This window comes from Erythrobacter sp. S249 (assembly GCF_057364975.1).
Genome location: NZ_CP200287.1, coordinates 2,891,433 through 2,916,972 on the forward strand (window position 1 = coordinate 2,891,433; position 25,540 = coordinate 2,916,972).

The 25,540-nt window shown below is 58.6% G+C and carries 26 protein-coding genes and 1 tRNA gene; 23 read left to right on the top strand and 4 right to left on the bottom strand.

Annotation, left to right across the window (positions count from 1 at the left end):
• The first annotated feature begins 335 nt into the window (after positions 1 to 335).
• Both AC0V6V_RS13700 and AC0V6V_RS13705 read left to right on the top strand, forming a co-directional pair.
• On the top strand, positions 336 to 2,963 hold the full coding sequence (locus AC0V6V_RS13700) for a YadA-like family protein (RefSeq protein WP_486166379.1): 2,628 nt from the start codon (positions 336 to 338) through the stop codon (positions 2,961 to 2,963).
• 157 nt (positions 2,964 to 3,120) lie between these two features.
• Positions 3,121 to 4,245, top strand: coding sequence for a beta-ketoacyl-ACP synthase III (locus tag AC0V6V_RS13705; RefSeq protein ID WP_486166106.1), 1,125 nt, complete (start codon positions 3,121 to 3,123; stop codon positions 4,243 to 4,245).
• On the opposite strand, the gene AC0V6V_RS13710 is transcribed toward AC0V6V_RS13705, so the two are convergent.
• Complete coding sequence (locus AC0V6V_RS13710; protein WP_486165889.1) at positions 4,206 to 5,282, bottom strand: phosphatase PAP2 family protein; 1,077 nt, start codon at positions 5,280 to 5,282, stop codon at positions 4,206 to 4,208. The two genes, AC0V6V_RS13705 and AC0V6V_RS13710, sit on opposite strands and share 40 nt — an antisense overlap.
• Positions 5,283 to 5,443: 161 nt before the next feature.
• Between AC0V6V_RS13710 and AC0V6V_RS13715 the strand changes: the two genes are divergently transcribed.
• Together AC0V6V_RS13715 and AC0V6V_RS13720 are read left to right on the top strand one after the other, a co-directional pair.
• Positions 5,444 to 6,199, top strand: a complete 756-nt coding sequence (locus AC0V6V_RS13715; RefSeq protein ID WP_486165890.1) for a phosphatidylserine decarboxylase — start codon at positions 5,444 to 5,446, stop codon at positions 6,197 to 6,199.
• Between the two features lie 95 nt (positions 6,200 to 6,294).
• A complete protein-coding gene (locus AC0V6V_RS13720; protein WP_486166396.1) occupies positions 6,295 to 7,065 on the top strand; it encodes a CDP-alcohol phosphatidyltransferase family protein in 771 nt (256 codons plus the stop codon).
• On the opposite strand, the gene AC0V6V_RS13725 is transcribed toward AC0V6V_RS13720, so the two are convergent.
• Positions 7,025 to 7,294: a hypothetical protein gene (locus tag AC0V6V_RS13725; protein ID WP_486165891.1), complete on the bottom strand. Its 270-nt coding sequence runs from the start codon at positions 7,292 to 7,294 to the stop codon at positions 7,025 to 7,027. The genes AC0V6V_RS13720 and AC0V6V_RS13725 overlap by 41 nt on opposite strands.
• 328 nt (positions 7,295 to 7,622) lie before the next feature.
• Between AC0V6V_RS13725 and rpsB the strand changes: the two genes are divergently transcribed.
• From rpsB to AC0V6V_RS13740, 3 genes are all read left to right on the top strand, one after another.
• Entirely contained in the window at positions 7,623 to 8,375 is a 753-nt protein-coding gene (rpsB, locus tag AC0V6V_RS13730; protein ID WP_472639181.1) for a 30S ribosomal protein S2, read from the top strand.
• Between the two features lie 112 nt (positions 8,376 to 8,487).
• The gene (gene tsf / locus AC0V6V_RS13735; protein ID WP_486165892.1) at positions 8,488 to 9,414 is read left to right on the top strand and encodes a translation elongation factor Ts; all 927 of its coding nucleotides are present in this window, start codon (positions 8,488 to 8,490) and stop codon (positions 9,412 to 9,414) included.
• Between the two features lie 272 nt (positions 9,415 to 9,686).
• Positions 9,687 to 10,409, top strand: a complete 723-nt coding sequence (locus AC0V6V_RS13740; RefSeq protein WP_486166380.1) for a hypothetical protein — start codon at positions 9,687 to 9,689, stop codon at positions 10,407 to 10,409.
• Positions 10,410 to 10,523: 114 nt separating this feature from the next.
• Here AC0V6V_RS13740 and AC0V6V_RS13745 read toward each other — a convergent pair whose 3' ends face one another.
• Both AC0V6V_RS13745 and AC0V6V_RS13750 read right to left on the bottom strand, forming a co-directional pair.
• A complete protein-coding gene (locus AC0V6V_RS13745) occupies positions 10,524 to 11,411 on the bottom strand; it encodes a YHYH protein (RefSeq protein WP_486165894.1) in 888 nt (295 codons plus the stop codon).
• Positions 11,412 to 11,688: 277 nt separating this feature from the next.
• A complete protein-coding gene (locus AC0V6V_RS13750) occupies positions 11,689 to 12,564 on the bottom strand; it encodes a metallophosphoesterase (RefSeq protein WP_486165895.1) in 876 nt (291 codons plus the stop codon).
• Positions 12,565 to 12,690: 126 nt separating this feature from the next.
• On the opposite strand from AC0V6V_RS13750, the gene pyrH reads away from it, so the two are divergent.
• The 16 genes from pyrH (at position 12,691) to ccmE (ending at position 25,534) form a co-directional block, all read left to right on the top strand.
• Positions 12,691 to 13,413: a UMP kinase gene (gene pyrH / locus AC0V6V_RS13755; protein WP_472644787.1), complete on the top strand. Its 723-nt coding sequence runs from the start codon at positions 12,691 to 12,693 to the stop codon at positions 13,411 to 13,413.
• 3 nt (positions 13,414 to 13,416) lie between these two features.
• Complete coding sequence (gene frr / locus AC0V6V_RS13760; protein ID WP_486136868.1) at positions 13,417 to 13,974, top strand: ribosome recycling factor; 558 nt, start codon at positions 13,417 to 13,419, stop codon at positions 13,972 to 13,974.
• A 12-nt stretch (positions 13,975 to 13,986) separates the two neighbouring features.
• Positions 13,987 to 14,676 carry a polyprenyl diphosphate synthase gene (gene uppS, locus AC0V6V_RS13765; RefSeq protein WP_486165896.1) on the top strand — a complete coding sequence of 230 codons (690 nt, stop codon included), beginning with the start codon at positions 13,987 to 13,989 and terminating at the stop codon, positions 14,674 to 14,676.
• 4 nt (positions 14,677 to 14,680) lie between these two features.
• Positions 14,681 to 15,409 (top strand): phosphatidate cytidylyltransferase, encoded by a 729-nt coding sequence (locus AC0V6V_RS13770; RefSeq protein WP_486166108.1) that lies wholly within the window; start codon positions 14,681 to 14,683, stop codon positions 15,407 to 15,409.
• A gap of 5 nt (positions 15,410 to 15,414) precedes the next feature.
• On the top strand, positions 15,415 to 16,578 hold the full coding sequence (gene dxr / locus AC0V6V_RS13775; protein ID WP_486165897.1) for a 1-deoxy-D-xylulose-5-phosphate reductoisomerase: 1,164 nt from the start codon (positions 15,415 to 15,417) through the stop codon (positions 16,576 to 16,578).
• Between the two features lie 16 nt (positions 16,579 to 16,594).
• Positions 16,595 to 17,704 carry an RIP metalloprotease RseP gene (rseP, locus tag AC0V6V_RS13780; RefSeq protein ID WP_486165898.1) on the top strand — a complete coding sequence of 370 codons (1,110 nt, stop codon included), beginning with the start codon at positions 16,595 to 16,597 and terminating at the stop codon, positions 17,702 to 17,704.
• 163 nt (positions 17,705 to 17,867) lie between these two features.
• Positions 17,868 to 20,510: an outer membrane protein assembly factor BamA gene (gene bamA, locus AC0V6V_RS13785; protein ID WP_486165899.1), complete on the top strand. Its 2,643-nt coding sequence runs from the start codon at positions 17,868 to 17,870 to the stop codon at positions 20,508 to 20,510.
• Complete coding sequence (locus AC0V6V_RS13790; RefSeq protein ID WP_486165900.1) at positions 20,510 to 21,196, top strand: OmpH/Skp family outer membrane protein; 687 nt, start codon at positions 20,510 to 20,512, stop codon at positions 21,194 to 21,196. Before bamA ends, AC0V6V_RS13790 begins: the two co-directional genes overlap by 1 nt.
• Before the next feature lie 48 nt (positions 21,197 to 21,244).
• A complete protein-coding gene (fabZ, locus tag AC0V6V_RS13795) occupies positions 21,245 to 21,730 on the top strand; it encodes a 3-hydroxyacyl-ACP dehydratase FabZ (RefSeq protein ID WP_486165901.1) in 486 nt (161 codons plus the stop codon).
• A 104-nt stretch (positions 21,731 to 21,834) separates the two neighbouring features.
• On the top strand, positions 21,835 to 22,059 hold the full coding sequence (rpmE, locus tag AC0V6V_RS13800) for a 50S ribosomal protein L31 (RefSeq protein WP_472639169.1): 225 nt from the start codon (positions 21,835 to 21,837) through the stop codon (positions 22,057 to 22,059).
• 132 nt (positions 22,060 to 22,191) lie between these two features.
• Positions 22,192 to 22,515, top strand: a complete 324-nt coding sequence (locus AC0V6V_RS13805) for a DMT family transporter (protein WP_472644795.1) — start codon at positions 22,192 to 22,194, stop codon at positions 22,513 to 22,515.
• A 287-nt stretch (positions 22,516 to 22,802) separates the two neighbouring features.
• Positions 22,803 to 22,879 (top strand) — tRNA-His (locus AC0V6V_RS13810).
• A 76-nt stretch (positions 22,880 to 22,955) separates the two neighbouring features.
• Positions 22,956 to 24,023, top strand: coding sequence for a Leu/Phe/Val dehydrogenase (locus AC0V6V_RS13815; RefSeq protein ID WP_486165902.1), 1,068 nt, complete (start codon positions 22,956 to 22,958; stop codon positions 24,021 to 24,023).
• Positions 24,024 to 24,162: 139 nt separating this feature from the next.
• Complete coding sequence (ccmC, locus tag AC0V6V_RS13820) at positions 24,163 to 24,915, top strand: heme ABC transporter permease CcmC (protein WP_486165903.1); 753 nt, start codon at positions 24,163 to 24,165, stop codon at positions 24,913 to 24,915.
• Positions 24,915 to 25,055 (top strand): hypothetical protein, encoded by a 141-nt coding sequence (locus tag AC0V6V_RS13825; protein ID WP_472644797.1) that lies wholly within the window; start codon positions 24,915 to 24,917, stop codon positions 25,053 to 25,055. Before ccmC ends, AC0V6V_RS13825 begins: the two co-directional genes overlap by 1 nt.
• Positions 25,052 to 25,534, top strand: coding sequence for a cytochrome c maturation protein CcmE (gene ccmE, locus AC0V6V_RS13830; protein ID WP_486165904.1), 483 nt, complete (start codon positions 25,052 to 25,054; stop codon positions 25,532 to 25,534). Before AC0V6V_RS13825 ends, ccmE begins: the two co-directional genes overlap by 4 nt.
• Positions 25,535 to 25,540: the final 6 nt, after the last annotated feature.

Below are 25,540 nucleotides of genomic sequence, written 5' to 3' on the forward strand. Positions count from 1 at the left end.
TGCAAACACGCCGCCGGTATTGACTGACACCTACGATGGAAAAGAGCCGCGCTCCGACTAGCGCAAGCGGGGCGGGTAGGAAATTCTAATTGCTCGAGCGCGCGACTCTTTTGCTTAAAGAAAGACGATAGGATCATTCTGGGAATGAATACGGCTTAGTCCATAGGTTCTACTTGTAGTTTGGTTCCAAAATGGCAAGTTGCGAGGCGGATCGTAGTTTGGATTCGGGGGCTAAACACTGGGGGCATCGGCAGGGGCGTTTCGCTTGCCGTTTCAATACATCTGCGATTGCGAATCGCAATTTCGCCTCCATCGGCCGAGGATGGAGTAAAATTATGCGTTATACATTGATGGCAGCAGCGGCATTGGGTGCAATTGCTGTAGGAATGGGTTCAGCAGACACGGCGCGCGCCGATGATTGCCTGCTTGATCGCGACAATGATGGAGTTGTCGGTGCCACGACCGACGATGATGGCGGGGCGAATTCTGGCGACCAGGACGCTGCGCTTGCCTGCGGAATAGGAGCGACGGCCACTGGAACGGCCTCGACTGCTGTCGGCGGAGGCGCATCAGCTACTGCAAACAACGGGACGGCAATTGGCAATAGTGCCAGCGTGACAGGGATTGGCGGAGCTGCGATCGGCACGAATGCCGTAGCTTTTAGTGACGGTGCAGCCGCTTTTGGTAATGGCGCCAGGGCAGATGGGGTATTCTCTATAGCAGTAGGCCAAAGTTCGGGTGCCGTTGGAGACGGTACAATTGCCATCGGGGCGAGATCATCAAGCTCTGGGGTTAGTGCATTGGCCATCGGAGAGGATGCCGCTGCGCCGGGCCTACTTTCTACTGCGGTGGGAGAAAGCAGCGTTGCCAGCTTTGACGGCGCAGCCGCCTTTGGTTCGAGGGCCAACGCTTCGAGCGCAGGCGCAGCCGCTTTTGGCCGCGGAGCGATTGCATCAGGCGGTGCATCGATAGCCCTTGGTGATGGTGCGAGAGCCGAAGGATTGGATGGCCCAAGTGGTGGAGGCATACCGACAATAGCAATCGGGTCCGGCGCTATAGCATCCGGGGGCCTCGACGTTGCCATTGGTGTTGGCGCGAGCGCTCAGGCAATGAACAGCCTAGCCCTTGGCAGCAGCAGCAGCACGACGGGTTTTGAATCAACTGCTATCGGAACCGGCGCGAGCGCTACTGCCAGCAACTCCGTGGCGCTAGGCAATGGTTCGCTTGCGGATCAAGCTGACACGGTTTCCGTGGGAAGCCAATTTGCCCAGCGAAGGATAACTAATGTGGCGGCGGGCAGGGCAAACACCGACGCTGTGAACCTCGGTCAACTAAATACGGCGATTTCAGGAGTAAACGGTACTGCGTCAGCAGCTCAGGCGGATGCGAATCAAGCGCTAGCAGATGCAGCCGCAGCGCAATCTACAGCCAATGCAAACGCAGCTGAATTGAACTACTTTGCGGTGAATTCCACTGGCCTTGGAGCAGTCGCCACCGGAAGTGAAACAACCGCAATTGGCAGCGATGCCAACGCATCTGGTAACAACGCAATCGCAATCGGTCGCAGCGCTGAAGCGGTGTCACTCTCTCTAGCATTGGGGGACAATGCTACAGCTTCGGCAAGCCAGACTTTAGCGATTGGATTAAATGCAAGTGCGACCGTGGGGGGCGCGACAGCAATCGGTCTACTCTCGAACGCGTCCGGTCAAGACAGCCTCGCTCTAGGCCGTTTTTCAAACTCATCAGGTCTTGAATCCATCGCCATCGGTGAGGCTGCAAGATCGCAGGGGGCGCTAAGTTTGGCGGTTGGCGACGCGGCGTTTTCAGATGGTGATGGCGCAACTGCGTTGGGTACGCGGGCTATGGGTACTGGTCTGCGTTCGATTGCGATTGGCGCTGAGGCTGACCAGGCAGCAACTTCTTCCGCCGAAGCTTCGGGCCAAGATGCTATTGCGATTGGTTCTGACGCCAACCGCGATGGAGCAGGCTCGCGAGCAACAGGAATTGCCGCCATTGCGCTTGGTGCGGATGCGGTGGCGAGCAGTGCGAGCGCGACGGCTGTTGGGTCAGCTACGATTGCGATTGGTCAGGAGGCGTCAGTGTTTGGCGCAAGGGCGCGGACCAATGGCGCGTTGGCAACGGCTGTGGGCGCGCGTTCTGTGGCAACCTCAAATGGCACATCGGCCTTTGGGACGGGGTCTCAAGCCCGCGCGCTTAATGCGACCGCAATTGGCAACTCAGCGCGGGTTGAAGGCGCTTTCTCAACCGGCATCGGTGCAGGCGTCAATATTACTGACACAGCCAACTCAGCGGCTGCGGTGGGCTTTCAAGCAAACGTCAGCGGCAGCGCTGGCACAGCGGTGGGCAGCTCAAGCGAGGTCACCGCGCAATTTGGTACAGCTGTGGGCCGTGAGGCGAGCGTTACGCATGTGAACTCGACTGCGGTTGGTTTTCAGGCAGCCTCCACGGCAGCCAACCAAGTGGCGCTCGGAGGAGACGGATCATCCGTGCGGATCGGCGATATCGACGCCAGCACGGCGGCTCAGGTGGGCCCGGTTGATGCGGTGACGGTGGATGCGAACGGCACACTGGGCCGTCAAAGCGTGGCCACCGCCGCCTCGGTCGACAATGTGCGGGTGGCGCTCAATGCTGTCGCCCAAGTCTCGACCGCGCAGTTCGATGCGCTGAGCGGGCGAGTGGACAACCTCAGCTTCCGTCTTGAAGACGTCAACGAAAGCCTGTCAGGCGGCATCGCAGCGGCCATGGCGATGGGCAGTGCGCCAATCGTCCCGGGTAAGAACATCTCGCTGACCGTGGCGGCATCGACCTATCGCGGGGAGCAAGCCTTCGCCGGGTCGCTCACCGGGCGGCTCACCGATAGCTTCTACATCTCTGCCGGGGTGAGCGGGAACACAGGTGATAACAGTGTGGGTGCACGCGTTGCGGGCACCATCGGGTTCTAAGCCCGCACAAAACTAACAAAACCAAAGGCGGGGCTCGGCAGTGCTGAGCCCCGTTTTTGTTGCAGAAACGCACATTGCGGGGTGGACGTTCGCCCGCTGGCTCTTGCCCCGGCACATATGCCTGCCTAATTGCACTGTCATGCACACCTCCCCAGACATGACCCATCGCCCCGTCATTTCAGGCACTGGCCTGTTCACGCCGGAAGAATCGATCTCCAATGAAGAGCTGGTTGCGAGCTTCAACGCCTTCGTCGATCGCCACAATGCCGAGCATGCCGATGCAATCGCAGCGGGTGAAGCAGAAGCGCTGACCTACAGCTCGGTTGAGTTCATCGAAAAGGCCAGCGGCATAAAAGCGCGCCATGTGATGAGCAAGGCCCCGATCCTGGCGCCAGACACGATGTCGCCGCGCTGGGACGAGCGGCCTGACGGCGAGCTTTCCATTATGGCGGAGATCGGTGTGATCGCCGCGCGCGAAGCTCTGGCAAAGGCAGGGCGGGAGGCCAAAGATGTGGACGCGGTGCTATGCGCAGCCTCCAATATGCAGCGCGCCTATCCGGCCATGGCAATCGAGATCCAGCAGGCGCTGGGCATTGATGGGTTTGGCTTTGACATGAATGTCGCGTGCTCATCGGCGACGTTCGGCATTCAAACGGCGGCGGATTATGTCCGCGCGGGCAATGCGAAAAGCGTGCTGGTCGTCAGCCCAGAAATCACCTCTGGCCACCTCAATTGGCGCGACCGTGACAGCCACTTTATCTTTGGCGATGTTGCCACCGCCGTGCTGGTAGAAGATGCGGCGATTGCACCTGCCGAGCATTGGGACATTCTCGGCACCAAGCTTAAGACGGTGTTCTCCAACAATATCCGCAACAATTTCGGCTTCCTCAACCGCGCGACACCGGAGACAGCAGACACCGCCGACAAGCTGTTCGTGCAAGAGGGGCGCAAGGTCTTCAAGGAAGTCGTGCCGATGGTGGCGCAGATGATCCTGGATGAGGCGGAGCGGCTTCAGATTGATCCCAAGACGCTGCGTCGAATGTGGCTGCACCAGGCGAACTCGGGCATGAACCGGCTAATCGCGCAAAAGGTGCTGGGCCACGAGGCGAGCGATGATGAGAGCCCGACGGTGCTCGACACCTATGGCAACACATCAAGCGCTGGCTCGATCATCGCTTTCCATTTGCACAGCGAGGATATGAAGGCCGATGACACCGGCCTCATCTGCAGCTTTGGCGCTGGTTATTCGGCCGGGACAGTGTTCGTGCGCAAGGCGGCCTGATCGCGCGCTTCTAAGAAGCTGTCCCAGGCGGCGATGATCCGCTTGGAACCCCACCAGATTGCTGAGACGGCGATCACGGAGACCAGCCCGTCAACCGCATAGTGGTAGGCGAGGTGAACGCTGCTGATCCAAGTGATCGCGAAGAACGCGGCGAAGAACATGCCCAGGCGCGGTGAAATCTGGCGCATGGCGATCCAAAAGAGAAATGCGATGGCGACATGCATCGACGGCATGGCGGTGATCCCGCTGCCCAGGCCATTGGCGTCGGTATGGAACCACTCGATCAGCATGTCTTGCACCTTGAGGGTCATAACCGGGATCTGCTCGTTTGCGGCGTTGAGATAGGCCATCTGGTCATCAAATCGGGTGTCGCCGAGCAATGGACCAACGAACACCGGACCGACTGAGGCGAGCCATGTCGCCATCGCGCCGCCGATCAAGGTCCAGCTGAGCACGTAAGATAGAAAGAAGCGCCGCTGAAGCCCGCTGTCGACCTTGGCAAAGGCAAAGTAGAGAACGCCGGGATAAAGCAGCAAAAACCACAACTGGTAGAGCAGGGCGAGGAATGCTGTGACTACCGGAAAGCCTAAAACCGGCTGGAGCACTTCCCACGCGTCATTACCGAAGAAGATCGCGCGGTCCCAATCGACGAAAGTGTCATCCCAAGTGTAATCGTTGAACAGCGGGATGGCGGCTTTCATCTTCGAAAAGAATGGCAGCAACACAATCGCGACGGCCAACATCGGCAAGCCAGCGAGAGCCACGCGCTTAAACGCTGGCGTTGAGTAACGATCCTTCAGAAAAGCGGCCGGGCTATCCGGCCGATGTTTGTACAGCTGACGTCCTGTATCAACCGCCGCGATAACGATCAGGACCATGCCAAACAGGCGCAAATTGACCCATATGCCGATAAAGCTTGGTGCGATTCCGCGCGCTGCGAGCAGTCCAATGCACAGCGCCATCAGCGCCAAGCCAATCACATAGATCGGCGTTTCGCTGCGCCAGCGCGGCAAAATGATGTCCCTCATCTCAGTCATGCCTGCGCGATTTACGGTAAATAGATCACTAAAGAGTGAATGAATGCGCGGTCTTAGCGGGCTTTTTTGAAGGGTCGGCCGTCCGCAGCGCTGCGATAAAGCTGGGTGCAGAAATCGCGGCATTGCTTGCGAGGGGGCAGCTCAGCTCCTAGATGGCTCGCATGGCCGGAGAAATACTCGATAACGAAGGACGCGGTGATGTCAGCTGGAGCTGGCCGCCGATCCACCCTGAAGGACGCAAATATGGCGTGATTGCCGTTGCGATCAGTCTCTTCTTCCTCAGCCCGTGGGTTGATTGGGAGATTATTGGCTGGCCATTATTGGCGTTGTCCGCCGGGGTATTTGCATTCTTCCGCGATCCAGAACGGGTCGTGCCGCAATCGGACAATTCGATTGTTGCGCCCGCCGACGGTCTCGTCTCGCTGATTACGCAGACTGAACCTCCGCACGAGCTGACCATTGATGATGGCTCGGGCACGCCGGGCCTGCCAGAAGGGCCAGTCACCCGGATTTCGATTTTCATGAGTGTGTTTGATGTTCACATCAATCGCGCGCCTATCGCTGGCGCTATTCGCCGCGTAATCTACATCCCTGGTAAGTTCGTGAACGCGGACCTCGATAAGGCCAGCGAAGAGAACGAGCGCCAGCATATTCTAGTCGATCGCGGCGACGGTGTGCAGATCGGCTTCACGCAAATTGCCGGCCTGGTCGCGCGACGGATTGTCCCATTCGTGAAGCCGGGTGACACTGTGGCCAAAGGGCAGCGTGTTGGCCTGATCCGGTTTGGCAGCCGGGTCGATGTCTATCTACCTGCGGGCACCGCGCCCAAGGTTTTGCTGGGTCAGAAAATCATCGCGGGTGAGACGATTTTGGCTGAGCTTGGCGAGCAGAAACTGCTCGAAGGCATCTCTCAGTGAGTGAACCCACAGGTCTATCTGGGCAGGGTGACAATCAGGCCGAGATAACCAAAGGCGCACCGCGCGTTGGCCCGAAGGCCGCTGAAGATGATGGCTTGCCCGGTGCGGTCGATCCCAAAGGTTTGTCGCTTAGGGCGATGCTGCCCAATGCGATCACGGCTGGCGCGCTCTGCGCAGGTCTGACCGGAATACGTTTTGCCATTACCGGAGAATGGGGTCTGGCGATCCTGGCTGTGGTTATTGCCGCCGTGCTCGACGGGGTCGACGGCCGCATTGCTCGACTGCTCAACGCTCAGTCCCGCTTTGGTGCGGAGCTCGACAGTCTGGCCAATTCGCTTTCATTTGGCATGGCGCCAGCGATCATTCTGTATCTATGGGTGCTGCAAGACTTGCCGCGTTTCGGCTGGTTTGCCTCGCTTGCCTTTGCCATCTGCTGCGCGGTGCGTCTGGCGCGCTTCAATGCGCAGATTGATGTCGATGATCAGCCGCACAAATCAGCGGGCTTTCTCACCGGAGTGCCAGCGCCGGTTGGGGCAGGGCTTGCGTTCCTGCCGTTCTATTTCTGGATTGAGACGGGCAATGATGCGTTTCGCGATCCATTGCTCATCGCAATATGGCTGACGGTTATCGCGTTTCTGCTGATTTCCAACATGGCGACGCTCAGCTGGGGGGCGCTGCGTCCGCGCCGGGCGATCAGGCTATCGGTGATTGTGATATCGGCGATGGCGTTTGCAGCGCTGCTGCTGGAGCCATGGTGGCTGCTGATCACGCTCAGCGTCGGCTATCTGGCGCTGATGCCGTACGGCCTGATCAAATACGGACGGATTAAGCGGCAGCGACGTCTTGCAGCGCAGACAGGCGGTTAGGTAAGCGGCGCGCAAATGGCCGAGTGGCTGACCCGCGATAGCTGGGGGTTGCTGGGCGTAAGCGAACTTCGGTAGCCTCTACATGAGGCACAAAGCCCGCATCGGCGAGGCTGCGTTCACGCTGAAGTCCGATAAAGGCGTTGCGCAGGCGCAGCCCGCTATCGGTAAGGCTCACAAAAGCGCTCAGGGTCGCTGCGGTAAACAGGCTGGCCAGCAAATAGAAAATCATGGAATTGCTCCTTCGCGCCTTCATTCGTTGGAACGCATGATCAGGTCACATGTCCTGTCGTTCCACGTTTGTTCTGAAGACCTTGTTCACTAGCTGTTCCATTGCGTCAAGCATTTTTGTTCCACTTGTGTTCCAAATGCGCTCTTTACACTAGATTTTGTGTGGGATGGACGCTAATGGCCCCTCCATCGCAGGAGCAGGCGAGGCGAATCGCTTCATCCTGATCCCGCGAAATTCACATGGAAGGCGCTTTACACCGGTGCCGCTGGAGGGCTCTCCACCAGCAGGTTCCTTGCCTTCCAGAGGACTAACCGGAAAGGAATTACCTATGGCGGCCACTACCGTCACGATGCAGCAATTGATTGAGGCCGGCGCACACTTCGGCCACCAGACCCACCGCTGGAACCCGCGGATGAAGCCGTATATCTTCGGCGCCCGCAACGGTGTTCACATCATTGACCTGTCGCAAACCGTGCCATTGTTCGCACGTGCGCTCGACTTTGTTGAGCAAACCACCCGCGCAGGCGGCAAGGTTCTGTTCGTCGGTACGAAGCGCCAAGCGCAAGAGCCGATCGCTGAGATCGCCCGCGCGTGCGGCCAGCACTTCGTAAACCACCGCTGGCTCGGCGGTATGCTGACCAACTGGAAAACCATCAGCGGTTCGATCAAGGAAATGAAGTCGCTTGAGGAAAAGCTTTCGGGCGACACCAGCGGTTTCACCAAGAAAGAAGTTCTGCAGCTGACGCGTAAGCGCGACAAGCTGGAACTGTCGCTTGGCGGTATCCGCGATATGGGCGGCATTCCGGACGTAATGTTCGTAATCGACGCCAACAAAGAAGAGCTGGCCATTAAAGAAGCCGCTGTTTTGGGCATCCCTGTGATCGCAGTGCTCGACACCAATGTCGATCCGTCCAACATCGCATTCCCTGTACCGGGCAATGACGATGCCACCCGCGCAGTGCGCCTGTATTGCCAAGCGATTGGCGATGCGGCTGTTGCTGGCCGCGGCGGCGCAGCTGCGGCGTCGGGCGCAGACATTGGCTCCATGGAGCAGCCACCTGCAGAAGCACCGGCAGCCTAATCACAGGCCGCCTCGCCAGCGCACCAACGCGCGCTGGCACACTCATTGATACACGCGCCGGGCATCCTGATTGGGGCCCGGCGACCAATTTATTTTTTGAAGGAATTCAGAAATGGCCGATTTCACCGTCGCTGACGTGAAGACACTGCGCGAAAAAACGGGCGCAGGCATGATGGACGCCAAAAAAGCCCTCGTTGAAGCGGGCGGCGATATTGAAGCAGCTGTTGACGCTCTGCGCGCTAAGGGCCTTGCAACCGCACAGAAGAAGTCCAGCCGCACCGCGGCAGAGGGCCTGGTCGGCGTCGCCGTATCGGGCACGTCGGGCGTTGCTGTTGAGGTGAACTCTGAGACGGACTTCGTTGCGAAGAACGACCAGTTCCAAGACTTCGTTCGCAAGACCACAGGCGTTGCTCTGACGCTGGGCAGCGACGATGTCGAAGCGCTGAAAGGCGCAGCTTACCCGGATGGCGGCACCGTCTCTGACAAGCTGACCGACAATGTTGCAACCATCGGTGAGAACCAGCAGGTTCGCCGGATGAAGAGCGTTTCTGTCGAGAAGGGCTCTGTCGTTGCGTATATGCACAACGCCGCAGCCGATAATCTCGGCAAGATCGGCGTTCTGGTTGCTCTGGAAAGCGAAGTGGGCGCAGACGTGCTTGAACCGCTTGGCAAGCAGCTGGCGATGCACATCGCCTCAATGTTCCCGCAGGCGCTCAACGCTGAAGGCCTCGATGCCGACGTGATCGCTCGTGAACGCGCAATCGCTCAGGAAAAAGCGGCCGAAAGCGGCAAGCCTGAGAACGTGCAGGAAAAGATGGTCGAAGGCGCGATCAAGAAGTTCGCTAAAGAAAACGCTCTGCTCAGCCAGATGTTCGTGATGGACAACAAGGCGACGGTTGAAGAAGTCGTTGCCCGCACCGGCAAGGAAGCTGGCTCTGAGATCGTCCTGAAGGACTACGTCCGCTTCCAACTCGGCGAAGGCATCGAGAAGGAAGAAGAAGACTTCGCAGCAGAAGTAGCTGCGACGCTTAAGGGCTAAGGCTCCCTGATGGTTGCCTAGCCACCCGCTCCCTCCGCCCTTCCACCCGGATCATACTCCGGTGTGAAAATTCGGGTGAAAATCCGGGTGGAAGGGCGGAGGGAGCGGGTGGCTAGGATAGCTAGACAAAAGAGGCCGTCGCAGCATCACGCTGCGGCGGCCTTTTTGTTGCAGCGGTAGGATTCAGTGATCGCGCGGCACTGAGTTCGATAGGTAGTTCCGGCTCGACAATGCCGGGCGCTTTAACCAGTGTCGCGGCGATGATCTCAAATTTGCAATCTCAGCCAATCACATGGCCCTGGCTCGCATGGACTTTTGCCGCGCTGGCGGGGTTTTTGGCGCCTGCCTGTTTTCTGCTGGTGACCGCAGGGTCGCCTGATGCGGTAGATATCGGCGCGGCAGCGGCTCCTTTGCTGGCGATAGGCCTGATGGGGGCGGGCATGATCGGCGCAGCGGCAGCCGGGCGGTTCTGGGTCGGCATTGTGCTGGCTGTTCTGGCGGGGTCTGGCCTTGCGATCTTGGCGCTTACACTGGGAATGCCGAGCCTGCCGCATCCCGCTTTCACCGCGCTCGCCTTCCTAGTTGCGGCCGTCAGCTTTGCGGCGCGCGGGGCTCTTTTTGCGCTATCGGGAGGGGCGAAGGGCTGGTGGATTGCCTTGGCTGTGGTCGCTGGCGAGGCGGCAATCATCCTCACCGCGTGGACACAGCCCGGCGCCTTGCCCGATTGGCTGCTCGTGCTGCTGCCCGCGCAATGGGCGACCATGGCCATCGAAGCCTCGCTAACGGGCGCGGGCGAGCACATTGCAATTGCTGCCTTGATCGCATTGGGCGGCACTGCAGCGGCGACAATGCTGGTGGCAAAGCTATGGCCGCGCCGCTGGACCTATACGGTGATGTTCACGACTTGGATCGCTCTGTCCGCGCTCGTTTGGCACAGCGGATATGCGGAGCAGGCGAGGGGCGGAAGCGCGCAGGCTGGGGCGTTTTGGGGCTAGGGCTTGGTCCATGAATTCAGGTAATTTGCGGTCGTTGGGCCTGTCATAGTTTCAATGGCGGAGCTTTTCGAGGTGTAGTTTGTGAATGGCAATTAACGACCCAAGACCTGACATTTACTCAGCTCTCTCAGGCGGTGGACCTCTGCGTTCGCTAGCAGAAGCATCGCAAGTGGCATTTGGATCATTCAATGAGCAACCCGTTTGCCCCGTATGGCAAGGCAGAATGGCATTCGAACCGGGAGCGTTTGCGTGGTAATGATAGCCTTCTTCGTCAGAAACATGCCCTCTACATTGGTCCAGATCTTCGGCTTCTTTTCCATCTTGTGAGAACTGGGAAAAAATTGCGTAGCCATCCATAGCCAATCCGATGCGGGTGGCATGCTCAGAGGTTTGGCCATACTCCAACAAGCAGTCCGTAACCGCGTGGATATGGTATCCCACATTAGGGTTTACGTGCCCCCCGCAATCATCGAACGGAGCCAGTGTGTGAGCAGCTAAGATTGCATCGGTTGGAGCAGGTGCGTCCAAACGTGCACCGTTGAAGCTGATGCCCACTCCGCTACGCGAAACGCGCGATGCGATGTTCTCGGCAGCAATGGGTTGTATCGGAATTACGTAAGTAAGAGTGGTGCCAGGCTCGACATAGTCTACTTCACATTCAACACAGTAATTTTTGAATTCTTCCGCCACATCAGGGCGCGCCGCGGCCTCGCATGAGAGTTTGCTGTCGGTAACACGAATTTCGCCAGTGGCGTTGTCGAAAAGAATGAAAGCCTCGTCATCGTAAAACTCTGGAAGTTTGGAGATGAATGCTCCGTCAGCGTCATAAACTTTACCTCCCTCAAGCCAGATTCCGCTCTTATCTGGGCCATCGGCGATGTTACGAGGACAAAACGGGCCGATCTTTTGTGCAGCAGGTGCCGGGCCAAACGTAACGGCTATGCACTGCGTTTCTGCGCCGCCAGATAGAGTGCAATCAACCAGCTTTGGTTCAGACACCATAGCCTCTTTTCGAAAATCGGAGTTGATTTGATCCAAAGTGAGCGGGGGCGCAGTTTCGTCAGGCGTTTCGGCTGATTGTGTACATCCTGCCAAAAGCAAAGCGGACAAAGAAGTAAGACACGATAGGACGGCGGGTCGATTCACGGCATTCTCCTTTGGAAAACATAGCTTCACCAAGAAAGCTGAGCCTGTCAAACTTTCGAAACCTAAAACGTCCGCTTCCACCCCCAATTCCAGACGTCCGCTTCAGCTTAAAAAAACCTCACTGCCTCGCTCCTCACCGCCCCGCAGCCCGCACCTCGATCAGCCAAATCTCCGGCTTCGTGAACAGGCGGATGGGCAGCAGGCTCGTCCCCAAACCTGCGCTGGTGATCAGCGTTTTGCCGTGCTGCTCCACCACGCCGCAGGCGTAGAGATCGCCGTAGTCTGACATGGTCGCGGGCGCGCCGCCCCAGGGGTAGGCGATCTGTCCGCAGTGGGTGTGCCCAGCTAGCACAAGGTCGAAATTCACAGGCACCTGAGGGAAGATGTCCGGACTGTGGGTGAGGGCGATGCGCGGGCCGGTCAGCGCCGCCATTCCCTCCAGAGCCAGCGGCAGGTTCGCTTTGCCGGTGAAGTCATCATCGACACCAGCGATAGCGAGCGGCCCGATTTGCGCCGCTTCATTGGCGAGCACGGTCATATTCTCAATTTTGGCAAGCTCGCGTTCAAGCCCGGGCCAATCGAACCAATGATCATGATTGCCCGGCACCAGAACGGTGCCTAGCGGAGCGCTTAGCTCTCCGAGTGGGGCGACGATTTCCTCGGCATTGTAGATATGCGTGGCGGTGCGTTTCTCGCTCACCAGATCGCCTGCTATTGCGACCAGATCCGGCTCCAGCGCGTTGATCTGGGCGACGATTTCGGAGAGGCGGCTGGGCGGCATATCTGGCCCGGCGACGTGAATATCGCTGATCAAGGCAATCGTGATCGGCGCCGCGCCCGGGGCCAGCTCGTCGCTTTCGACAACGTGGCGCTCAACAGTGGGCGCGCCCATCGTGTCGGACCATGCCTTTACGGCCAGTACCAATCCAATCACCAGGGCAAACAAGAACAATCGGCGGATCATTGGGGTCCCTTTGTCGGCCTGTCGCCAATCATCGAAACGCAGCATTCACAGCTTTTGCACGCTCATGCAAACCCCAAGGCGGCGCAATTACTGCTAATGCTCTTGGCATCATAGCGCCTGCCGGATAAGGGCGAGGGGCAAAGACACATTCTGCCAGAAAGCAAACCACCCATGGCCCTTCCCGAAATGAAACGCGTTCTCTTGAAGCTCTCAGGCGAGGTGTTGATGGGGGAGCAGGATTACGGGATTGATCCGGCATACGTGGCGCGGCTGGCCGAGGAAGTGAAGGCGGCCAAAGACACCGGGCTGGAGATTTGCCTGGTCATTGGCGGCGGCAATATCTTTCGCGGCGTTGCAGGCGCTGCGCGCGGGCTCGATCGGACCACCGGCGATTACATGGGTATGCTGGCCACCATCATGAATGCGCTGGCGATGCAAAACGCGCTGGAGCAGGCGGGCGTACCTACCCGGGTGCAATCGGCCATTCCGATGAGCACCGTGTGCGAGCCCTATATTCGCCGCCGGGCAGAGCGGCACCTGGAGAAGGGCCGGATCGTGATTTTCGCAGCCGGCACGGGCAATCCCTTCTTCACTACAGACACCGGCGCTGCCTTGCGCGCAGCAGAGATGAACTGCGATGCGCTAATGAAGGGCACCAGCGTCGACGGCGTGTATGACAGCGACCCGAAGACAAATCCCGATGCCGCGCGGTTTGATGCGATTTCCTATGACAAAGTGCTGTCTGACAATTTGAAGGTGATGGACGCAACCGCCGTTGCCCTTTGCCGCGAGAACAATATCCCGATAGTGGTGTTCTCAATCCGTGAAAAAGGAAACGTCGTGCGCGTGCTTGATGGCGGCGGCGTACAAACAATTGTGAAAGAGGAAGCCTGACCTATGGCTCAATATGACAAGGCCGATATCGAGCGCCGGATGAACGGCGCAGTGGAATCATTGAAGAGCGATCTGGGCGGTTTGCGCACGGGCCGGGCCAATGTCAGCCTGCTCGATCCGGTGGTTTGCGAAGTCTATGGCGCGATGATGCCGCTGGCCCAAGTGGCGACCGTTTCGTCGCCAGAGCCGCGCATGTTGAGCGTGCAGGTGTGGGACAAGTCAAACGTGAGCGCGGTTGAGAAGGGCATCACGAAGGCCAATCTTGGCCTCAACCCAATGACCGACGGCCAGACCGTGCGCCTGCCCATGCCGGACCTGACCGAGGAGCGCCGCAAGGAGCTTGCCAAGCTGGCTGGTCAGTATTCTGAGAATGCCAAGATCGCGATCCGCAATGTCCGCCGTGATGGGATGGAATCGCTCAAAGCTGATGAGAAGAGCAAAGACATCTCGGAAGACGAGCGCAAACGGCACGAAGAAGACGTGCAGAAGCTGACCGACAAATATGTCGCCGAAGCCGACGAAGCAGCGGCCAAGAAAGAACAGGAGATCCTGACCCAGTAAGGTCAGGCTTTGATGGGGAAGCAATCAGAGGCCAGTCGCGCCCGGCATGTCGCGATCATTATGGATGGCAATGGCCGCTGGGCGAAGAAGCGCGCCTTGCCGCGCGCCGTTGGCCATCAACGCGGTGTCGAGGCGGTGCGCGAGCTGGTGCGCAATGTTGGCGGGATGGGGCTTGATTGCCTCACGCTCTATGCGTTCTCATCAGAAAACTGGAAGCGATCCGAAGACGAAGTCGATGATCTGATGAACCTAATGCGCAAGTTCATCAAATCGGACTTGCCGGAATTTGTCGCCAATGACGTGCGGCTTAAAATCATTGGTGATTGGCAGGGTCTGGCGCCGGATATTGTCGCTATGCTCGAAGACGCTTTGGAGCAAACCTCTGGCGGGTCAAACACGCTGGCTGTCGCGCTCAATTATGGTTCGCAAAATGAGATTGCGCGCGCAGCGGCAAAGGCGGCCGCGATTGGTGATGTGACGCCAGAGGCGATTGCGGCGCATCTCGACACGGCGGATTTGCCTCCGCTCGATCTGCTGATCCGCACCAGCGGCGAGGTTCGCCTGTCGAACTTCCTGCTGTGGCAATCGGCCTATACCGAAATGCTGTTTGTCGATACGCTTTGGCCGGACTTCAAACCGGCGCATTTGCGAGAGGCGCTGGACAATTTCGCGCAGCGGGAGAGACGCTTTGGCGGACGCTGATGGCATGACTGGCGCAGAGGCGGGCAAGCCGACTTCCAAAAACGCAGACCTGCCGGTGCGGCTGGCCTCTGCCGTCGTAATGGTTGGCGTTTCCAGCATTGCCCTTTGGCTAGGCGGCTGGTTTTGGGTTGCGTTTGTCGTGCTGCTCGCGGGGCTCGTTCTGTGGGAATGGAACCTGCTGGCAAAGGCGTTTGCGAAATCGCCGCTGACCGAGGTGCTGTGGCTGTTCTTTGGCGCGATCTATGTCGGCGGCGCAGCACTGGCCATGGTCGAGGTGCGGCAAAGCTATGTGCCGTTCTTCATGCTCATCGGGTTCATCCTGCCGATTATCGCAGTGGATGTTGGCGCCTATTTCGCGGGCCGCGCGATTGGCGGGCCTAAGATCGCGCCTAAGATCAGCCCATCCAAGACCTGGGCCGGGCTAGGCGGCGGGATCGTCGCGGCCAGTGTGGTTGCAATTGCTGTGCAATATTTCTTCCCAGAGGCCGCCCATTTTGGCGCAGTTCCGCCGGAGGGCTTTGGCGCTGCGAACCTGATCGGACCCTTGGCAGCTGGCACGCTGATCGCGGTGCTGGCGCAGGCAGGCGATTTCTTTGAAAGCTGGATGAAGCGGCGCGCAGGCGCGAAGGATTCTGGCAAGCTGATCCCGGGCCATGGCGGTGTGTTTGACCGGCTTGATGGCTTCATCGCCGTCTTCTTTGTGCTCGCGCTTACGCGAATTTTCCTAGGGTAGCACCGATGACCCGCTCGATCACAATTCTTGGCGCAACAGGTTCGGTAGGAGCGTCAACGCTCGATCTGATCCGGCGCAACCGTGATGATTGGCAGGTTGAGGCGCTGACCGCGAATTGTTCAGCGGAGGAGCTTGCCAAGCTGGCGCGCGAGTTTGACGCGCGGATTGCGGTTGTCGGCGATGAGAGCTGCCTCAGCGATCTGCGCTCGGCGCTCGGCGATAGCGGGATCGAGGCGGCAGGCGGCGCTCAGGCGCTTTGCGATGCGGCGGCTCGCGGAGCCGATCTGACGGTGGCGGCGATTGTTGGCTGCGCTGGTCTGGCTCCAACGATGGCGGCGATAGAGCAGGGCGGCACAATCGCGCTGGCCAATAAGGAAGCGCTGGTTTCCGCTGGTGACGTCATGACGGCAGCGGTTGCGAAATATGGCGCGACCTTGCTGCCTGTCGACAGCGAGCACAATGCGATCTTCCAATGCCTCGCAGGCAATGACATCGCCGATGTTGCGCGGATCACTCTTACCGCCAGCGGCGGGCCGTTCCGCGAATGGACACAGGCTCAGCTGGATGCGGCAACGCCAGAGCAGGCGGTCGCGCACCCCAATTGGGATATGGGCGCGAAGATCAGCGTCGACAGCGCGACGATGATGAACAAAGGGCTGGAATTTATCGAGGCGCATCATCTGTTTCCCGTTGGGCTGAACCGCCTCGGGATCGTAGTGCACCCGCAGAGCGTTATTCACTCCATGGTGGAATACAAAGACCGCTCAACCCTGGCGCAGCTTGGGCCGTCCGACATGCGCGTACCGATCGCATCCTGCCTTGCGCATCCTGCGCGGATGGAGACGCCGATGGAGCCTCTCGATCTGCCCAGCATTGGCGAACTCACCTTCTTCGCTCCTGACGAGGCACGCTTTCCCGCGACACGCCTAGCGCGTGAGGCGATCCATGCTGGCGGCGGCGGACCGGCCACGCTCAACGCGGCGAACGAAGTCGCGGTTGCGGCGTTTCTAGACGGTCAGATTGGGTTCACCCGGATTGCCGTAGTGGTCGAGCATGTCTTAAATCGCTATAGCGTGGCTGCGCCGCAAGGATTGGATGATGTGCTAAGCATCGATGCCGAGGCCCGCGTGCGCGCCCGTGAATTGTTGGAAAGCTCTGAACTTGTTTGAATCGCCCCCTATCTGGATGTACGCCGCTGGCTTTATTTTGTTGCTGGGGCCGCTCGTCACCGTGCACGAGCTGGGGCACTATCTGGTGGGCCGCTGGTTCGGCGTGAAGGCAGAAGCATTCTCGGTTGGTTTCGGAAAAGAGCTGTTCGGCCGCACCGACAAGCACGGCACGCGGTGGAAGCTCTCCGCATTGCCATTGGGCGGCTATGTCCAGTTTAAGGGCGATATGGATCCAGCCAGCGTTCCCAATCCCGATGCTCCGGCAGAGCCGGGATGCTTTCAGAACGCGGCCCTATGGAAGCGCACCCTGATTGTCGCGGCTGGTCCGGTCACAAACCTCTTGGTGGCAATTGCAATCTTTGCTGCCTTCTTCACGATCTATGGCCAGCCCAAGATCGAAAGCGAAGTCGACACCCGTCAGATTGGCGAGTTTGCTGAAGAATCCGCCGCGCGCGATGCGGGGCTCGAGGTTGGCGATTTGATCGTTGCGATCGACGGCGATGCCATCGCAGATTTTGAGGAAATCCGCGAGAATATTGCGCTTTATCCGAACAAATCGATTGTCATCGGTGTGGAGCGCGATGGCGCTGAACTCGATATTCCGGTGACCATTGCCAGCGTTGAGCAGACCGACAACTTCGGCAACACGGGCACGATAGGCCTGATTGGGGTAGCCCCGGTTGAGGCGGAATATGTCTTCAAAGACGTAGGCATTCTCGAATCCATCCCGCTCGCGGCCAGCCAATGCTGGGAAATCACCAAAATGATGGTGACCGGGATAAAACAGATTTTGGTCGGCGATCGCTCGATCAAAGAGCTGGGCGGGCCTGTAAAGATTGCGAAATTCTCTGGCGAGCAATTGAGCCTTGGCCTCGTCGCATTCGTGAACTTCGCGGCTTTGATCTCGCTTAATTTAGCATTCATCAACTTCTTGCCAATCCCTGCACTCGACGGTGGCCATCTGGCATTTTATGCTGCGGAAGCGGTTCGTAAAAAGCCAGTGGGACCACGAGCGACCGAATATGCATATCGCACCGGAATAGGTTTGGTGTTGGTTTTCATGGTGGTCGTAACGGTGAATGACCTCGTTTCGCTGCCGGTCTTCGGATCATTATTTGGCAGTTAACCGGGGAAAGGGGTCCGGTGAACGGCAATTGGCGGGTCTCTCCGCTTGATTGCTCAGGCAGCATCGGGCACAGGCAAATCTGTGCTGTAACAGCCTATGATGGGATCATGCCCCGGGGCAGGCGTGCGTGATTAGATACGGGTTAGACGGGAACACTTACTCAATGAATCGATGCAGCGAGACAGACGCCGTGTCTGCTAAGTCAGCCGGGCGGCTCTCCATTGCACTTTTGTGCACCAGCGCTCTTGTCAGCCTTCCGCAGGCGGCCTTGGCGCAGGGTCAGGCAGAGCCCAGCGATGCCGCAACCGCGCAGCAGGCAGCGGAGCAAGCCGAGCAGGCTGCTGCTCCAGCGCCCGCGCCAGTAGCGGACACAATCCGTTCAATCAGCGTGGTTGGCTCTGAGCGGCTCGAGCCGACGACCATCCTCAGCTATATTCGCCTGCGTGTGGGTCAGACCTACAACACGGCGGGTGCCGATGCTGCGCTGAAGGATTTGGGCGCGACCGAGCTGTTTTCGAACTTCTCGATCCGCAATGATGGCGGCAATGTCATCATCAATGTGACTGAGAACCCGGTAATCAACCGCATTGTGCTGGAAGGCAACGAGCGGATCAAGAACGACAAGATCGTCCCTGAGATCAAGCTTGCGCCGCGGCAGATTTTCACGCGCTCAAAAGTGCGTGCGGACGTTGCTCGGATCATTGAGCTTTACAAACGCCAAGGCCGCTTTGCTGCCACGGTTGAGCCAAAGATGGTTCAGCTGCCGCAAAACCGCGTCGATATTGTGTTTGAGATCAGCGAGGGGCCAAAGTCTAAAGTTCGCCAGATCAACATCATCGGAAACGAAGAGTTCTCCGATGGCCAGCTGCGCAGCGAAATGGTGACTAAGCAGGCGCGCCTTACCAGCTTCTTCAGCTCCAACACGAGCTATGACCCTGACCGTCTGGCGTTTGACCAGCAGAAGCTTCGTCAGTTCTATCTGACTGAGGGCTACGCTGATTTCCGTGTTGTCTCGGCGGTTGCCGAGCTGACCCCGGACAAAGAAGACTTCATCATCACCTATGTGGTGGAAGAGGGTGAGCGCTACAAATTCGGCGATGTCGAGGTTGAAAGCCAGATACGCGATTTCGATGGTGATGCGCTTGCGGGCCGCCTGCCGATGCAGTCCGGCGATTGGTATGATGCGAAATCGGTAGAAGACACGGTTGAGCAATTGTCCGATCTGGCCGGAACCTTTGGCTACGCCTTTGCAGATGTTCAGCCGCGCTTCGACCGCGACAAAGACAATCTGACGATGAACATCAACTTCGTGCTGCGCCAGGCGCCGCGCGTTTATGTTGAGCGCGTGGACGTCAACGGCAATACGCTGACCCAGGATAAGGTCATCCGCCGTGAATTCCGGATTAGCGAAGGCGATGCGTTTAACTCGCTCGGTGTCCAACGCACCACCGCGCGGATCGCTTCGCTCGGCTACTTCCAAGAGAATTTTGAGGTCAATCAGGTCGAGGGCAGCCAGCCTGACCGGATTGTTCTGGAAGCAAACGTCCAAGAGCAGCCGACCGGAGAATTGCAATTCTCCGCTGGTTTCTCTTCGATTGAGAGCTTTATTCTTTCGGGTAGCATCCGTCAGCGGAACTTCCGCGGGCGTGGCCAGACTGTCGGTTTGAGCCTCAATTACTCGCGCTTCTCGCGTTCTGCGCAGCTTAGTTTTTCAGACCCATATGTGTTTGATCGCAATATCTCGGCCGGGATCGATATCTATCGCCGCGATTTCGAAAACCCGAGCTTCCTTCTCGATGATCGTGCGCCTTCGTTCGAGCAGGCGACGACAGGCTTTTCGGTCCGGGGCGGTGTTCCGCTCACAGAATTCCTGTCACTGATCGGCAGTTATACTCTCAACTATGATGACGTGAACCTGGGTGACCAGTTCTTCTCCGATCAAAATGGCGATGGCATCGCGACTTGCGATCCAAACCTTGCCGGACGCTTCCTCTGCGATGCTTTGGGTGAACGACTTAGCTCCATCCTCGGGGTAAGTTTGGCCTACAACACGCTAAACTCTCGGATACGTCCGTCACGCGGTGCGAGCATCGATTTCACCACGCAATTCGCCGGTCTTGGCGGAGATGTGAGATATCTTCGTCTTCGCGCCAAGGGCACGCAGTATTTTAACCTTGGCAGCGGCTTTATCTTCTCACTGAGCGCGGAAGGTGGGTCGATCATTCCTCTCCAGGATCGCGTTGGTGCGGGCGTTGATGACGTTTTGCTTACCGATCGTTTCTTCTTGGGCGAACCGCAAATTCGCGGCTTTGATATTCGCGGTGTTGGACCGCGCATCTTGCGCCGTCCGCTCGATACTGACGGCAACCCGATTCTCGACCGCGACCAGGCGCGCGATGATGCGCTTGGTGGCCGCAAGTTCTATCTGGGACGTGCTGAACTGGAAATTCCGCTCGGCACCGGTGCGCGCGAGCTTGGCCTCCGACCATCGATCTTTGCAGATGTCGGCGCATTGTGGGGGATCACCGATCCGCTCCTTGTTTCGTCACCGCAGTTGTTCCAAGAGGCCGATGGGACAGTAACTACCGAAGCTGTAACCGCCGATGGTGTTGCGAATTCGCTCATCCAAGCCGGCTTCCAAGAAGTTTTCTTGGGCGACTCCCCATCACCGCGTGTAACCGTCGGCATCGGCGTCAATTGGAATTCACCCTTTGGGCCATTCCGCATCGACTTTGCGCATGCATTGCGCAGTGTCGAAGGCGATGAGACCAAAACATTTTCATTCAACGTAGGAACTCAGTTCTAATGAAACTCTTTGCTAAGTCGCTCGCGATTGCGGGCCTCGCCCTATCGACAGCTGTTGCTGTGCCTGCCACCGCTCAGGTGCAGGGTAATGTCGCGACCGTTGACACCGCGCGTGTTGTTATCGGCACCACCGCGTTCCAAACCGCTTACCAGCAGATTTCGACGACGTATCAGTCGCAAATCGACACGCGCCGCGCGCGCAATCAAGAGCGTCAGACGCTGCTGCAGCAGCTTGATACGAACAACGACAACCAGCTGGACGAGGCAGAGCAGGCCGCCGCCGCAAACGCCACGCAAACCACGCGGATCCAGGCGATTGACCAGGAAATTCAAACGCTGACCGCGCAAATTGATGGCGCACGCGTTTATGCGGTTGAGCAAATTCTCATGCAATATTCCGCTTCACTGCAAGAAGTGGTGCAGGCGCAATCGATCCAAATGATCGTCTCGCCTGATGCGATTATCTATGCGCCGCCTCAGGCCGATATCAGCCAGCAAGTAACTGCTGCGCTCAATGCGAAGGTCCCAAGCGTCACCATCGTGCCGGCTCAAGGTTGGCAGCCAAACCGTAATTCGGTCGCTGTGTTCCAGCAGATCCAGCAAGTGCTGCTCCAGGCTCAGGCCATTCAGCAGGCGCAGGCCGCTCAGCAGCAACAGCCAGCAGCACAGGCCCCAGAGGGCCGCTAAGTCCAGCTGGGCAAAACAGCAGCAACAGATAACGTACGGGGGCAAGGCATGAGTGAGGGTTCGGAAGCACCGGCCAGCGCGGAACAGATCGTGGACTATGACATCCACAAGATCCTGAAAGCCCTGCCGCACCGTTATCCATTGCTGCTGGTTGACCGGGTTCGCACCATTGATCTGGGCGAGCGCATCCACGCGGTGAAAGCCGTGAGCATGAATGAGGAGTTCTTTCAGGGGCATTTCCCTGGCGCTCCGATCATGCCGGGTGTGTTGCAGATTGAAGCCTTGGCTCAAGCGGCGGCAATTCTGGGAATTGAGACGCTGGAACTTTCGGGCACTGGCAAGCTGGTGATCTTCATGGGGATCGAGAACGCAAAGTTCCGCGCCCCTGTGACGCCGGGGTGCTTGCTCGATCTCAATGTCGAATTCCTCCAGAAGCGCAGCCGGGTCTATAAGTTCAAAGGCAAGGCGAGCGTCGAGGGCAAAACCTCTTGCGAGGTTGAGTTCACCGCGATGATCGCTGACCCGCCAGCCTAACCCAATAGTGCTTGCATTTTTGGGGAAGACGGCTAAATGCGCCGCTTCTCAATTCAACAGCGCAGCCGGTCGGTACCGGCGAAAGCTACGAAGGATATACCGCCATGAAGGCCGATACACACCCAGATTACCACATGATCACGGTCAAGATGACCGATGGTACAGAGTTTCAGACACGCTCCACCTGGGGTAAAGAAGGCGACACTCTGGCGCTTGATATTGACCCTACCAGCCACCCGGCTTGGACTGGCGGCAAGCAGCAAATTCAAGAGGGCGGCCGTGTTGCTGCGTTCAACAAGCGCTTTGGCGGTCTTTCGCTTAAGAAATAAGCGCTTAGCGAAATTTGCGATGGCAACATCGTGCCAATGGGGCGGTCCTGTGGGGCCGCCCTTTTTGTTTGCCCGAAAGCAACTTCACGGCCGCCATTGCCAATCACCCGCCCGGCGCTAATCTCGGCGGGCATGAACGCTTGGGTTTTTCTTGGTATCGCCATTGTGCTGGAGGTGACCGGCACATTCCTGCTCAAGCTCTCCAATGGCTTTGAGAAATGGCAATGGGGCGTGCTCTCTATCCTTTGCTATTCGGCGTGTTTCTGGATGCTTGCGCCCGCGATGAAAGTGATCCCGGTGGGCATCGTCTATGCGATCTGGTCTGGTGTGGGGATTGTTGCGATCAGCATAATTGGCATTTTCGCCTTTGATGAACGGCTGAGCGCGCTGCAATTTGCCTTTATCGGTATGATCTTGATCGGGGCGGTTGGCCTCAATCTCACCGTTCAGCACTAAGGCGCTGCTGAGGCACGATTACAGCGGGTGCAGGCCGCGCAAAAATGCGGCCAAAGATTCGCGCAAACCCGGTCCAATTCGCGCGCCGCCAACGCGGCCCAAATAACGGAGCGAAATATTCTTGCGCAAATGCGATTTCCGCGCAGTTTTCGCTTCACACGGGTCTGTGTTTGTGCAACAGGCTCGCCCCGCACGCAAGCGGCCTTGACCAGGCCGTCAGCACGCGTAACACGCCCCCCTTGCGTAGGCTTGGCAGCGACTTAGGTTGCGTTGAGACGGGGCATATGGCGATCGTAGCTCAGTTGGTTAGAGCGCCGGTTTGTGGTACCGGAGGTCGGGGATTCGAGCTCCCTCGGTCGCCCCATTTTCCCCCTTCAATGCCCCTTTCGATGTGTGGTCATGCAGAGCGCACCGCCAATTGAACTGGGGCTTGATCGCTGATGACCGCATTCTGGACCGAACCGGACTTTGACGAACACGAACTCGTGCAGGTTGTGCACGAGCGTAAGAGTGGCTTGACCGCGATTATTGCCGTGCATTCGTCGCATCTCGGCCCTGGCGCAGGCGGCACGCGGTTCTGGCACTATCCCAATCCCAAAGACGGCCTGCGCGATGCGCTGCGCCTCAGCCGAGGCATGAGCTATAAGAACGCGATGGCGGGCCTGCCGATGGGCGGCGGTAAAGCGGTGATCCTGGCCAATGATGCGCGCACTAAGACGCCCGAAATGTTGGCCGCATTCGGCGATGCTGTTGAAGCACTTGGCGGCCGCTATGTCACAGCGGAAGACGTCGGCATCAGCGAAGCTGATATGGTCGCCGTGGCCAAACAAACCGCGCATGTTTCCGGTCTGCCGGTAGAAGGTGAGGGCAATGCTGGCGGCGATCCCGGTCCGTTCACCGCGATGGGTATTTATCACGGCATCAAAGCCGCCGTTCGCCACAAGCTAGGCAAAGACAGCGTCGATGGCGTGCATGTGGCCGTACAGGGCACGGGCAGCGTTGGCGCCGGTGTTGCGCGCTTGCTCGCCAAAGATGGCGCGAAATTGACCCTCGCAGACATTCACGCTGATCGCGCATCGGAATTGGCGCGCGAATTGGGCGGCGAAGCCGTTGGCGCGGACGCGATCATGAGCACATCCTGCGACGTGTTCAGCCCCAATGCGCTCGGCGCGATACTGGATGAAGAGGGCATTGCTCGCCTCGATACGCCAATCGTCGCTGGCGGCGCGAACAATCAGCTCGCCCGCGCAGAGCACGGCAAAGTGCTGGCGGAACGCGGAATTCTCTACGCGCCGGATTATGTCATCAATGCAGGCGGCATTATTTCGGTCGCGCTGGAATATCTCGCACGCCGCAATGGCACCCCGGGTGACATCAACGACGTTCGCAAGCGGATTGCGCAAATCCCTGAACGGCTTGAGGAAATCTGGCTCAAGAGCGAAGAAACCGGTGTCTCATCAGACGTAGTTGCCGACCGGATGGCGCAAGAGCTGATCGGCCGCGGCTAAGCCTTTGGGCTTGCTCAACCGGGCGTTTCTGACGCGCGGATTGCCGGTGTTTCATCAAGCTTACCGGGTGTTGATAATTTTGCGCCCTTGCCGCGCGGCGAGGGTACGCTAAATCAACGGCGAACAAGCAACGGTATTTATGCACGGCTACGCCAACCCAACCCGTTTTCTATCCCTTGCCCGCTGGCTTACGCCAGTGCTGCTGCTGAGCGGAATTGTGCTGTCTGCGGGCGCGGTCGCATGGGGGCTGTTTGTCGTTCCGCCTGATCGGCTGATGGGTGAGACGGTCCGCATTCTTTACATTCACGTGCCATCGGCATGGCTCGGCATGGGCGGTTGGACCGGCATTGCGCTGTCCAGCGCGGCGCTGCTGATTTGGAAGCATCCGCTCGCCGCGATTGGTGCGCGCGCGGTTGCCGTGCCGGGCATGGTGTTCACCGCGATTTGCCTTGCGACCGGATCCATCTGGGGACGGCCGACCTGGGGCTCTTGGTGGGTGTGGGATGGCCGGCTTACCAGCATGCTGGTGCTGCTTTTCCTTTATGCAGGCTACATCGCCTTGGCTCAGGCCAGCGCGCGCGATGGCGGGTCTAGCAAGATCCCTGCGATCTTCGGCATCGTCGGCGCGGTCAACATCCCGATCATCAATCGTTCGGTCGTGTGGTGGAATTCGCTGCATCAACCGCCCAGCATCACCGTTGGTAAGAGCGCTATTGCAGGTGAATTTCTGATCCCATTGCTGATTGCTGTGCTTGGTTTCTCGCTGCTGTTCGGCGGAATTGTGCTAATGCGGATGCGCGCGCTGATCGCGGAAATGCAGGTTGAGGCGCGCCTGCGCCGCCGCGCGCTTGAAGATGATGTGCCGGCTGCCGCAACTATGGGAACCAGCTGATGCGTGAAGCGCTCAACCAGTGGGACTACGTAATCGCGGCCTATGTGGTCGGCATTGGCGCCTTGATCGCAGTGACGATTTGGGCGTGGCAAAGCATGCGGCGGGCTGAACGCCGCCGGGATGAGGTGAAGCGGCGATGACAGAGACAAGCACCGGGCTACGCGCGAAGCATCAGCGGATGGTGTTGGTGGTGATCGCGATTGTCGCGGTTGTCGCGGCCGGCCTGCTGGCTGCCTATGCGCTGCGCAATCAAGCAAACTTCTTCTATCTGCCGGAGCAAATGAGCGCGAACCCGCCTGAGACTGGCAAAGCGGTGCGGCTGGGCGGTATGGTTCAGCCCGGCTCGCTGGAGACGCTGGATGATGGGATCACGGTCGCCTTTGTCGTTACCGGCAATGAAGCAGCGACTATCCCGGTGCGCTACAGCGGCATCTTGCCTGACCTATTCGTGGAGGGATCCGGCGTGGTTGCCGATGGCAGCCTGCAGGAAAACGGCACTTTCCTCGCCACCAACTTACTGGCGAAGCACGATGAGAATTACGTGCCGCGCGAGCTGGAAGGCTTGGAGCAGCATCAATCGCCTGAGCAATCCTACACCACCACGATGTACACGGATTAAGGCCGC

Bases quoted from the DNA above. Each gene is read 5' to 3' on its own strand.
- AC0V6V_RS13700 (WP_486166379.1), top strand. From the start codon at position 336: ATGCGTTATACATTGATGGCAGCAGCGGCATTGGGTGCAATTGCTGTA.
- AC0V6V_RS13705 (WP_486166106.1), top strand. From the start codon at position 3,121: ATGACCCATCGCCCCGTCATTTCAGGCACTGGCCTGTTCACGCCGGAA.
- AC0V6V_RS13710 (WP_486165889.1), bottom strand. From the start codon at position 5,282: ATGACTGAGATGAGGGACATCATTTTGCCGCGCTGGCGCAGCGAAACG.
- AC0V6V_RS13715 (WP_486165890.1), top strand. From the start codon at position 5,444: ATGGCCGGAGAAATACTCGATAACGAAGGACGCGGTGATGTCAGCTGG.
- AC0V6V_RS13725 (WP_486165891.1), bottom strand. From the start codon at position 7,294: ATGATTTTCTATTTGCTGGCCAGCCTGTTTACCGCAGCGACCCTGAGC.
- rpsB (WP_472639181.1), top strand. From the start codon at position 7,623: ATGGCGGCCACTACCGTCACGATGCAGCAATTGATTGAGGCCGGCGCA.
- tsf (WP_486165892.1), top strand. From the start codon at position 8,488: ATGGCCGATTTCACCGTCGCTGACGTGAAGACACTGCGCGAAAAAACG.
- AC0V6V_RS13745 (WP_486165894.1), bottom strand. From the start codon at position 11,411: ATGGTGTCTGAACCAAAGCTGGTTGATTGCACTCTATCTGGCGGCGCA.
- AC0V6V_RS13750 (WP_486165895.1), bottom strand. From the start codon at position 12,564: ATGCTGCGTTTCGATGATTGGCGACAGGCCGACAAAGGGACCCCAATG.
- pyrH (WP_472644787.1), top strand. From the start codon at position 12,691: ATGGCCCTTCCCGAAATGAAACGCGTTCTCTTGAAGCTCTCAGGCGAG.
- frr (WP_486136868.1), top strand. From the start codon at position 13,417: ATGGCTCAATATGACAAGGCCGATATCGAGCGCCGGATGAACGGCGCA.
- uppS (WP_486165896.1), top strand. From the start codon at position 13,987: ATGGGGAAGCAATCAGAGGCCAGTCGCGCCCGGCATGTCGCGATCATT.
- AC0V6V_RS13770 (WP_486166108.1), top strand. From the start codon at position 14,681: ATGACTGGCGCAGAGGCGGGCAAGCCGACTTCCAAAAACGCAGACCTG.
- dxr (WP_486165897.1), top strand. From the start codon at position 15,415: ATGACCCGCTCGATCACAATTCTTGGCGCAACAGGTTCGGTAGGAGCG.
- rseP (WP_486165898.1), top strand. From the start codon at position 16,595: ATGTACGCCGCTGGCTTTATTTTGTTGCTGGGGCCGCTCGTCACCGTG.
- bamA (WP_486165899.1), top strand. From the start codon at position 17,868: ATGAATCGATGCAGCGAGACAGACGCCGTGTCTGCTAAGTCAGCCGGG.
- AC0V6V_RS13790 (WP_486165900.1), top strand. From the start codon at position 20,510: ATGAAACTCTTTGCTAAGTCGCTCGCGATTGCGGGCCTCGCCCTATCG.
- fabZ (WP_486165901.1), top strand. From the start codon at position 21,245: ATGAGTGAGGGTTCGGAAGCACCGGCCAGCGCGGAACAGATCGTGGAC.
- rpmE (WP_472639169.1), top strand. From the start codon at position 21,835: ATGAAGGCCGATACACACCCAGATTACCACATGATCACGGTCAAGATG.
- AC0V6V_RS13805 (WP_472644795.1), top strand. From the start codon at position 22,192: ATGAACGCTTGGGTTTTTCTTGGTATCGCCATTGTGCTGGAGGTGACC.
- AC0V6V_RS13815 (WP_486165902.1), top strand. From the start codon at position 22,956: ATGACCGCATTCTGGACCGAACCGGACTTTGACGAACACGAACTCGTG.
- ccmC (WP_486165903.1), top strand. From the start codon at position 24,163: ATGCACGGCTACGCCAACCCAACCCGTTTTCTATCCCTTGCCCGCTGG.
- AC0V6V_RS13825 (WP_472644797.1), top strand. From the start codon at position 24,915: ATGCGTGAAGCGCTCAACCAGTGGGACTACGTAATCGCGGCCTATGTG.
- ccmE (WP_486165904.1), top strand. From the start codon at position 25,052: ATGACAGAGACAAGCACCGGGCTACGCGCGAAGCATCAGCGGATGGTG.